The 9078-nt window shown below is 65.2% G+C and carries 7 protein-coding genes; 2 read left to right on the top strand and 5 right to left on the bottom strand.

Annotated features, from left to right (window positions below; translation table 11 throughout):
- The coding region (locus tag Q8R75_RS11200) for a cation transporting ATPase C-terminal domain-containing protein (RefSeq protein WP_305663657.1) at window positions 1-316 on the top strand (316 nt) is incomplete at its 5' end.
- Window positions 317-341: 25 nt separating this feature from the next.
- Here the strand turns inward: Q8R75_RS11200 and Q8R75_RS11195 are convergent.
- From Q8R75_RS11195 to Q8R75_RS11180, 4 genes are all read right to left on the bottom strand, one after another.
- Window positions 342-962 carry a PEP-CTERM sorting domain-containing protein gene (locus tag Q8R75_RS11195; protein WP_305614448.1) on the bottom strand — a complete coding sequence of 207 codons (621 nt, stop codon included), beginning with the start codon at window positions 960-962 and terminating at the stop codon, window positions 342-344.
- Between the two features lie 95 nt (window positions 963-1057).
- Window positions 1058-3052 (bottom strand): PhoX family phosphatase, encoded by a 1995-nt coding sequence (locus Q8R75_RS11190; RefSeq protein ID WP_305614447.1) that lies wholly within the window; start codon window positions 3050-3052, stop codon window positions 1058-1060.
- 273 nt (window positions 3053-3325) lie between these two features.
- The gene (locus tag Q8R75_RS11185) at window positions 3326-4882 is read right to left on the bottom strand and encodes an esterase-like activity of phytase family protein (RefSeq protein WP_305614446.1); all 1557 of its coding nucleotides are present in this window, start codon (window positions 4880-4882) and stop codon (window positions 3326-3328) included.
- A gap of 145 nt (window positions 4883-5027) precedes the next feature.
- The gene (locus Q8R75_RS11180; RefSeq protein WP_305614445.1) at window positions 5028-6878 is read right to left on the bottom strand and encodes a metallophosphoesterase; all 1851 of its coding nucleotides are present in this window, start codon (window positions 6876-6878) and stop codon (window positions 5028-5030) included.
- A 214-nt stretch (window positions 6879-7092) separates the two neighbouring features.
- Between Q8R75_RS11180 and Q8R75_RS11175 the strand changes: the two genes are divergently transcribed.
- Window positions 7093-7716 (top strand): energy-coupling factor ABC transporter permease, encoded by a 624-nt coding sequence (locus Q8R75_RS11175; RefSeq protein ID WP_305614444.1) that lies wholly within the window; start codon window positions 7093-7095, stop codon window positions 7714-7716.
- A 25-nt stretch (window positions 7717-7741) separates the two neighbouring features.
- Here the strand turns inward: Q8R75_RS11175 and Q8R75_RS11170 are convergent, their stop codons facing one another.
- Window positions 7742-9040, bottom strand: a complete 1299-nt coding sequence (locus Q8R75_RS11170; protein ID WP_305614443.1) for a tetratricopeptide repeat protein — start codon at window positions 9038-9040, stop codon at window positions 7742-7744.
- Window positions 9041-9078 lie beyond the last annotated feature (38 nt).

The raw sequence follows: 9078 nt of genomic DNA, 5'->3' as shown, positions 1-9078 counted from the left end.
CCGCACCTGGGTATTCATCGCGCTGGTGAGCAGCGGCATCGCGCTCATCTTTTGCGCCCGCACCCACGGTGGCGCCTGGCTGGATGCCTTGCGCGGCACCGCACCGGTGGCGCGCGCCATCATCGCCGCCACGCTGCTCGCATTGCTCGCCGTGACCAGCGTGCCCTGGCTGGCGATGCAATTCGGCTTCACGCCGCTGTCGCCGGCCCACTGGCTGGCCGCCTGCGCACTCGGTCTTGCGAGTTTCGTGCCGTTGCAGGTCGTGAAGCGCGTGATGCCGGGCGAAAAAAAACCCGGCTCAACGGCCGGGTCATGAACAACGAGGGTCAGGCGGATGCGTATTACATGCGGCGGCGGGCCGCCATGCCGATCAGGCCCAGACCGGCCAGCAGCAGCGCGTAGGTTTCGGGTTCCGGCACCGGGGTGGCGACGGCCAGGTTGTCGAGCACGACGGCGTTGCCCTTGAACGAGATCGAGCGGATGTCGGCCGTGGCACGCGTGATGCCGACGAACTGGCCTTCGTTGAAGCCGAATTCATCCGTGTCGATGCTCAGCGTGTAGGACTCGATGATCTGGTTGTTGTCACCGTAGGCCGACACGACGAGGCCGAACGGCAGAACGTTGTCGGCGTAGTGATTGACGAACGCGCCGGCGCCGGCGGTCAGGTCAGCGAAGGTGAAGCGCAGTTCGCCGATGAAGCCGCTGGCGGCGAACAGGTTGCCGACGCCCCAGGTGCCATTGGTGCCGAGCACGGCAATGTTGGCACCCAGTTGCGAACCTTCGTCACCGGTGAAGGTGATGCCGGGAGCAACCATTTCCGGGCCGCTGGTCAGAAAGCCGTCGTAGCTTTCGAAATCGACGGACAGCGGGTTGAACAGGTCAGCCACATCATTGGTCAGGGCGGCGTGTGCCGGCAACATGGCGAAAGAGGCCAGCGCGGCAGCGATGAAAGTCAGTTTCATGATGAATCCTTTGGTGAAGGGCACGGAGGCAAAGCTGCTCTGCCTCCGTGACGCCCTTGTGAAAACGATGTATCGAAGCGTTAAACGACTGTCGATCAGGTACCGATCACGCCGCCGTCGTCCTTCGTGATGACGATGGTCGCCGAACGCGGCTTGACCGCGCCATTTGCGCTCTGCGTGGTCGGGCCGTTGATGCCGCTGTCCGGCCAGGTGCTGCGCGACGTGAAGCTGCCTGACCAGCTTTCGCCCGGATGCTGGATGTTGACGAACATCGTCTTGTTGTCCGGCGTGGTGACGACGCCGGTCACTTCGCAGCGGATCGGGCTGGTCAGGAAGCGGGTGATCTGGCGCGTGGCCGGATCGGCGCAATACATCGCGTTGCCACCGATATTGCTGTAGTTGCCGGTCGCGTCGCCAGCCTGGTCGGTCTGGATCCACACGCGACCATCGGAGTCGATCCAGATGCCGTCCGGCGAACCGAGGTCGTCGCCGATGATGTTGCCCTGACGCGCCGGGTTGCTCGACAGCTTGTCGCCGCACTCGACGAAGATGTCCCACTGGAAGCCGGTGGCCGCGACATCGCCGCCGTTTTCGTTGAAACGGATGATGTGGCCATGCACGTTGTTGGCGCGCGGGTTGGCAGCATCGGTGACGGTGCGGCCGCTGTTGTTGGTCAGCGTGAAATACACCTCGCGCGTGGTCGGATGCACGGCTACCCATTCCGGGCGGTCCATCCTGGTGGCGCCGAGCTTGTCAGCCGCCTGACGGCACATAATGACCACGTCGCCCTGACTGTTGAACCCGTTTTCCGGCGTCAGACCGTTCTGACCGAACACCAGCGGCAGCCAGACACCCGTGCCGTCGGCGTTGTACTTGGCCACGTACAGCGTGCCGCTGTCGAGCAGATCGCGGTTGGCAGCGCGGTTCTTCGTGTTCAGCTTCTTCGCGCAGACGAACTTGTAGATGTAGTCGTTGATTTCATCGTCGCCCATGTAGAGGGCAACGCTGTTGTCGGCTCCGACCACGCTCCATGCGCCTTCGTGCTTGAAGCGACCCAGCGCGGTGCGCTTGACGGGCATCGAATTCGGGTTCCACGGGTCGATTTCGACCACCCAGCCATGACGGTTCAGTTCATTCGGGTTTTCGCGGAAGTCGAAGCGCGGATCGGCTTCGTGCCAGCGGTAGCCGAAGCCACCCTGGCTCACGCCGTAGCGGGCTTCGTGCGGCGTACGCGGCTGCGCGGCCAGCTTGGCGGCCGTGGTGCCGAAATAGCCGTTGAAGTTTTCTTCGCAGGCGAGATAGGTGCCCCACGGGGTGTAGCCGTGCGCGCAATTGTTCAGCGTGCCGAGCACGGTCATGCCGGCCGGGTCGGCTGCGGTGCGCAGCATCGGGTGACCGGCAGCCGGGCCCGACACCTTACAGGGGGTCGCGCCGGTGATGCGACGGGCGAATGCGGACGGGCGTTGTACCTTCATTTCGCCGGCCATCTTGCGCACTTCGACCACGCTGACGCCGTGCGCCGCGATTTGCGCGTCGACCATGTCCTGCGTGATCACATCGGTACCATAGGTCAGCGTGTGGTTCAGCAGACCCGGGTCGACGTACTCATGATTGGATACGAGCAGGCCGCGGACATTGCTCAGACCGTCGGCACCGACGACCGGGAACGGGAACAGGTGCATGCCGTCGTTGTGCGAGCCGTAGGTCGTCAGCTGACGCGCCTTGGTCATCGCGGTTGACGGATCCCAGTGTGTGAAGGCATCCGGGCCCGGCTTGCCGATCGCATCGCCCCAGGAAATGAGCACCTTTGCGGTGTAGCCGTTCGGCACGGTGATGCCGTCGGTCATCGGCACGATGTTTGCGGGGACGCCGCTGAAACCGATGCCGCCGTTGGTCGGCGACGGGCTGGGCACATAGCCGGCGGCCAGCGCTTCGAGGCTGAAGCCACCCATCGAAGCGAGCACGGCCGTACCGATCGAGCCTTTCATGAAGTTGCGGCGGCCGGTGAATGCGGCCATCACGTCACGGATCGACTCGTTGTCGGTCGGGTTGATCGTCACGTTGTTGTCGGGGTGCAGATGAGCAGACATGTGTTCTCCTCGGATAGATCGAGATGATGGTTCGGGGCTTCTTCCAGCCGCGCAGCAGCGTGCGTCGCATGGATGAGCCCGCGAAGTCTGTATCCCGCATTTGACAGGGGTAAGACGCAGTCTCACGCGTCCGATGGTCCGAACGGCTCATTCGTGCTGCGCAGGGGGATGTCGCCTGTTATGGCAGGCAGCGACGGCTCGGCTGTCGGCAACAAAAAGGGGCGGCACCCCAACCGGATGCCGCCCCTGGCGGGCGGGACGTGGGCAGAAGGCTTACTTGCCCGAACGCATCCTGCGACGGGCCACGCCACCGACTGCGAACAGGCCGGCAAGCATCAGCGCCCAGCTTTCCGGCTCGGGCACCGCAGGGGTGATGGTGACGCGATAGGCCAGGAACATGGTGTCGATGTCCTTGCCGTCGTTGTAGGTACTGCCGACCTGGAAGCCGTCGGTGGTGGCGAAGTCATTGTCGTTGGCGATGAACAGGAAGTAGTCGTTCGGACGATCTGCCTCCAGCGTCGGCAGCAACACCAGGCCTTCCCACTTTTCGGACAGGTTGTCCAGACCGGGCTGCACGCCATTCACCAGACCGAAGCGCGCCAGTTCGGCGTTGTCGTTGATGTCCAGGAAGGGCGTGTAGAGCGCGGGCGTGATGGCCGGGTTCAGCACGCCACCCGGGGCGATCTGTCCCTCGTAGCTTTGGTTGAGGATGTTGGTCGCGTCGCTGATGTCGATCACGTCGACACGGCGCAGATTCGATTGCTGTGTGCCCACTTGAAAGCCGTTGCTGTCGCGCGGCAGGATGAACAGCTGGGTGTCGGACACGGCCAGAATTTCACTCTGTGCGGCCACCAGCGTGCCGGTGCCCTGCTGGAACTTCGGCAGTTGCACCGCGTATTCACCGGTCAGCGTGATCTCGTCCAGATCGCTGACATCGTAGGTGAACAGACGCGTGTTGTTCCGCGTGGACGCATTGGCGAGATCCTGACGCGCGGCGCTCTGCAGGGCAACGAACAGTGTCTTGCCGTCCGGCGACAGTGACAGGCCTTCGAAGCCCTGGTTGTTGGAGCGACCCGCCGTGGGGTTGGCCGGCGTCGGGGCGGGCTGCCCGTCCATCGGATTGTTCGAGCTGTAGTCGGTCACGCCGTTGCGTATCGGGCGCACCGACGGTGCCACCGGCAGTGCGCCGATGAATTCGCCTGTCGCCGAGAACCGATAGATCGACGGGCCGTACTCGTCGCTGATGAGGCGCGAACCGTCGGCCAGGATGACGATGCCTTCGGCGTCGAGCGACAGCTTGCCGTTGTGGCCCTGCGGCAGTTCCGGCAGCAGCGAAGTGGCCGGACGCGCACCACCCGTGAGGACGCCACCCGGTACCGGGTCGATGCCGCTCAGCGGGCGCGAGACGCCGGTCAGCGTTTCGTACAGCAGCGTCGATTGCGTCAGCGCGAGGCCGATCTGGTTCTGGCCCAGACCGGTGCTGCCTGCGGCGGCGGGTGTGAAGTCGACGGCGATGCGGTTGATGCGCGCCGTGTAGTCGATCGTGCCGGCGACGTTGTAGCCGCGGTCGGGTGAGGCATAGAAGATGCCGGAGTAGCTGTTGCCGGTGCGCGTCCAGGTCGAGGCATCGGCCACCAGGCCGGAAATCGACCCGAAGGTTTCACCGTGCTCATCGCGCAGATTGGCCGCCAGCCGGCCAACGCCGACCAGTTCGTGCAGCGTGAATGAGGTGCCATTGACGACGGTCTGCGCAAACGAAACCTGCGCGCCGCCAAGCAGCAGCGCGCCGGCAAACGTCAGGCGGGACAGGTGGATCAGGGATTTTTTCATGTGACCTCTTTGGCGGGCGGCGCCCGTTGCTGTTGTAGGTGGGAAACGAGTGTGGTCAAGCTGCGTGACAATGCGGTGACGCAGGGATGACAGCGGGGCCAGCGCCTTGCGGCGACGGCCCCGGGACGAATCATTCAACCGCGCTTCAGGCGCGACGGCGCGCTGCGAATCCGACCAGCGCGAGCCCGGCCAGCAGCATGGCGTACTCGGACGGCTCGGGAATGGCGACCACCTGACCGGCGCCGTTCAGATACACGGTCACGACGTCGTCGTACACGCGCCGCTGTGTTTCGATCAGGTTGTATTCGCTGTCCAGCACCGGAAAGAGATACACCGGCGTGAAGGTGACCTTGGCGTACAGACTTTCGGTGCCGAGGTACTCGACTTCGACTTCGAGATGTCCGTAGTGCTTGCCGCCATCTATCAGCTGCAGCACGCCATCGACCATCGCCCACTGTTCGGGCTCGGACTGATCGGCCGTCCATTGGCTGAATTCGTTGTAGTTCAGCGCCGGATCGCTCAGCAGGCTGCCGTTCTTCTTGCCGCTGCGCAGGCCGTCACCCGACACGCCGACGTCGTAGTACTGCACGCCGATGCCGTCACCGTTGCTGTCGACAAAGCTGCGTTCGAACATTTCGCTGTGACCGGAAAGCACGGCGGCAACGCCGAACTGCTCGAACATCGGGTGGTACTGGCGCATCGGCGTGCCGCCCTGGCCGGTGGTCAGCGCGTGATCCATGCCGACACCATGTTCGCCGTTGCTGAACGGCACGTGGTGAAACTGCACGAACACCACCTGACCGTCGGCGCGCGCGTCGGCCAGTTGCTGCTCGGCCCAGTTCCACTGCGCGCTGCCCGGGTTGAAATCGGACAGATCGGTGCCGCCGGCCGCTTCGTACTGTTCCTTCGTATAGTTGTTCTGCGTGTCGGTGCCCGGACCGTTGTATTGCGTGCCGGTGAGCTTGTTGGCGTAGTTCTGCGGGCGGTCATCCGGCAGGCCGTTCGAGCTGTCGAGCGTGATGATGGTGATCGGGCCGTAATCGACACGATAGTAGTTGTCGCGATGTTCCGGCGTGCTGTTGTCCGGCGCGTCGAAATAGACGTGGTACTTGTCGCGGCCGAACTTCGGGCCGAAGCGGCCGTCGGCGTCTGTACCGTAGCCGCCGTTGAGCGCGCCGAAGTTTTCCCAGTTGCCCAGCGCCGGCAGGATGGGGTGGCTGGACAGTCCGCTGGCTACGCTACCCGCGTTCTGGCGGAAGAATTCATCCCAGCCCGGCTGATAGCCGCCACCCTGGACCAGGTCACCCGGCATCATCAGGAAATCCGGCGTGCGGCTGTTCACCATTTCAACGTTGCGGCGGTAGCCCTCGTCCTCGGTCAGCACGTAGTTCAGCGTGCGCACGCCGGCCTGCACGCGGGTGCCGAACTTCTGGTCCCAGGTGCCGCCGACGGTAGCCGAAGGACGCGCCAGGCCGCCCGCGGCCAGCGCACCCGGCTGCCATTCGCGACTCGATACCCGACCGGCCGGTTCGGTCTCGGAGTCGGACATGGCGATGAAGCGGATCGACGACCAGGCATCGCGCGTCGGCGCCGTCTTGAAGCTCGACTGGAACACCGAACCGCCCTGCGTCACGGAGTACTGATAGGTGGTGTTGGCCTGCAGCGAACGCACATCGACCGTGTGCTTGTAGTTGTCGCCGCCGATGAGCCACGAGCCCTTGTCCAGCCCGCTGATGCTCTGATTCAGTTCCGCATTGGTGTAGGAAAGCGTGCTTTCGAGTGTCGGCAGGCTGTTCCGCACGATGGGCGACGCGAGGCCGGGGCCGCTGATGGCGAGCGAGCCTGCATCGGCCGACGCGGTGAACCAGGTGAAGTACATGCCGTCGCTCGACGGATTCTGCAGATACGGATTGATGCGGAAGTCGGCTGCGGCAGGCAGTGCAATGAATGATGCACTGAGCGAGGCGATGAGGGCGGCGATGGGACGCATGCGCATGATTCGGGCTCCGGGTCGGTGCGAGGATCATCCTCGCGGCGAGCGAAAGGTAGCGTCCTCACGTTACGGAAAAGATCACGCTGAATGGTCGTTGCTAAGCCGAAAGGACTATGTTGCCCGGAACCGCCGGCGGCGGCGGCTTGTCTGCAGTCAAGTCGGGTGCTGCACGGGCGTGCAACACTTTCTCCCTCCGCCTACCGGGTTTCGGATCAGCGTGCTGCCGATAGAACTGTTCGTCGCGGGTCTGGCCCTGGCCGTCAGCCTCATGCTGCGCCCCTGGCGCATGCTGCGCGGCCCGCTCGGTGCGCCCTGGGTGGCGTCCTGGGTGCTGCTGTCGCTGCTGTGGGTGCTGCCGCAGAACCTGCCGGCCGGCATTTCGATCCAGCTCTCGGGTGCCTGCCTGCTGGTATTGATGTTCGGCTGGCCGCTGGCGGTGATCGAACTGTTGCTGATTGCGCTCGCGGTGTGGCTGTTCGGCCATCTGGGCTGGGCTACGGTGCTGTCGCAGCTGGTATGGATCGGCCTGGTCCCCGCGACGCTGGCACTCGGGCTGGGCGAGGTATTGCGGCGCACGCTGCCGCCACATCCCTTCATCTACGTGCTGGGCCGCGCCTTCATCGGCACTGCGCTCTGCCTGTTCCTGGCCGGGGTGGCGTACGAGTTTGCGCATCACCTGATCGACGGTGTCGCGATGGAACAGGCGCTGGTCGCGCGCTGGCTGATGGCCTGGGGCGACGCCTTCATCACCGGCATGCTGGTGTCGATCTTCGTCGCCTTCATACCCGAATGGCTGGCGACCTGGTCGGACCGGCGCTACCTCGGACCCGGCGGTACCTGATCGCGCAGACGTCGACGGACTGTCGTCAGACAGTTGCCTGCCCGCCCGCGTGAAGCGCACGTTCGGCGCGCAATGCATCTGCGAGCGATTGCTGACCGCTGCGTGCCGCCGCCTCGATCAGCGTCAGGTCGATCACGTCACGCTGGGCATGGCTGCCGCCGAAACGGTGCGAAATGTGGCGGATGGGCCGCAACAGCTCGACCGTCTGCGCATAGTCGCCATTGGCGAACGCCGCCATCGCTGCCGTCGCCGCGCGGCCAACCTCGGCGGTGAAGCGTGCGTTGTCCGCAACGCTTTCACCATTGCCCGCGATGATGGCCTGCTGTGCATCGGCGATAGCCCGGATCAGGCCGGTGCGGCCGGCCGCAGCGAAGACCATCGTTGCATGCATGTCGTTGAAGGCGTAGCGACCGGTGGTGGCAATCGGTGCCCAGCGGTCGGCCAGCGCCTGCCAGCGCGACCCGACATCGATCCCGCGCAGATGCAGCCGCCACAGCAGCGCGGACTGGTCCACCAGGTCGAACACGAGGCCCGGCGCGTCGGCGCATACCGGGCCGTCGTACAGCGCCAGCACGGCGTCGATGTCGTCCAGTCCGAGATGGAACAGTGCCAGATGCCAATGGTTGTGCACCGACAGGAAGCTGTCCTGCGCCCACGCCTGGGGGGCGGCGCGCATCCACGCGATGCCGTCGCGCCCCCGGTTCTGCATTTCCATGACGTGCGCGACGGCGTGCTGCGCCCAGCCGTCGCGCGGCTGGCGCTCGACCGCCTGCCGGCCGTATTGTTCGGCGCGCGCGTAGTCGCCGGTTTCTTCCAGCCCGAACGCCAGCATGCCGGCCACTGCATGCCAGGCCGGCATGTCCGGATGCCAGGCGGGCAGGGCGCGCGCGATGCGGTCGCGCAGCATGCGCGAATCGCCGAGCAGGAAGTCGGTCTGGTGGCCGGCCTGCAATGCCAGCGCATCGAGCGGGTGATCGATCGCGAGGTCTTCGAGCACGCGCGCGGCAGCGCGCCAGCGGCCACCGACCAGCAGGCCGACCGCCCTGACATGGCGCGCTTCGCGCTCATTGGCGGGCAGCCCTTCTGCACGGCGGCAAGCCGCCGCCGCGACCGGGAGTCCGGCCGGTTCGGTACCGAGCAGCATCAGGTAGGCGAGCAGCACATGGCCCATGACCATGTCCGGGCTGTCTTCGAGCGCGGCGCTCACGGTGGCGACCGGGTCGCCGATGAAGCAGCGGAACTGGTGTTCCGCCAGTTCGTGCAGTTCGAGACTGCGCGGGCTGGCGCCGCTGACGGTAAGGTCTGTGATGGTGCGCAAGGGCATGGGCAGACTCCCGTATGGTCGGGCGATACCGGACTCCG

Origin of the sequence: Methyloversatilis sp. (assembly GCF_030696805.1) — a bacterium.
Taxonomy (GTDB): Bacteria; Pseudomonadota; Gammaproteobacteria; order Burkholderiales; family Rhodocyclaceae; genus Methyloversatilis.
The sequence above is the reverse complement of the archived record's forward strand: the minus strand, read 5'-3'. Positions and strand labels throughout refer to the sequence as shown.

Excerpts from the sequence above, each read along its gene's own strand:
- Q8R75_RS11170 (WP_305614443.1), bottom strand. The coding sequence starts at position 9,040 with ATGCCCTTGCGCACCATCACAGACCTTACCGTCAGCGGCGCCAGCCCG.
- Q8R75_RS11185 (WP_305614446.1), bottom strand. The coding sequence starts at position 4,882 with ATGAAAAAATCCCTGATCCACCTGTCCCGCCTGACGTTTGCCGGCGCG.
- Q8R75_RS11180 (WP_305614445.1), bottom strand. The coding sequence starts at position 6,878 with ATGCGCATGCGTCCCATCGCCGCCCTCATCGCCTCGCTCAGTGCATCA.
- Q8R75_RS11190 (WP_305614447.1), bottom strand. The coding sequence starts at position 3,052 with ATGTCTGCTCATCTGCACCCCGACAACAACGTGACGATCAACCCGACC.
- Q8R75_RS11195 (WP_305614448.1), bottom strand. The coding sequence starts at position 962 with ATGAAACTGACTTTCATCGCTGCCGCGCTGGCCTCTTTCGCCATGTTG.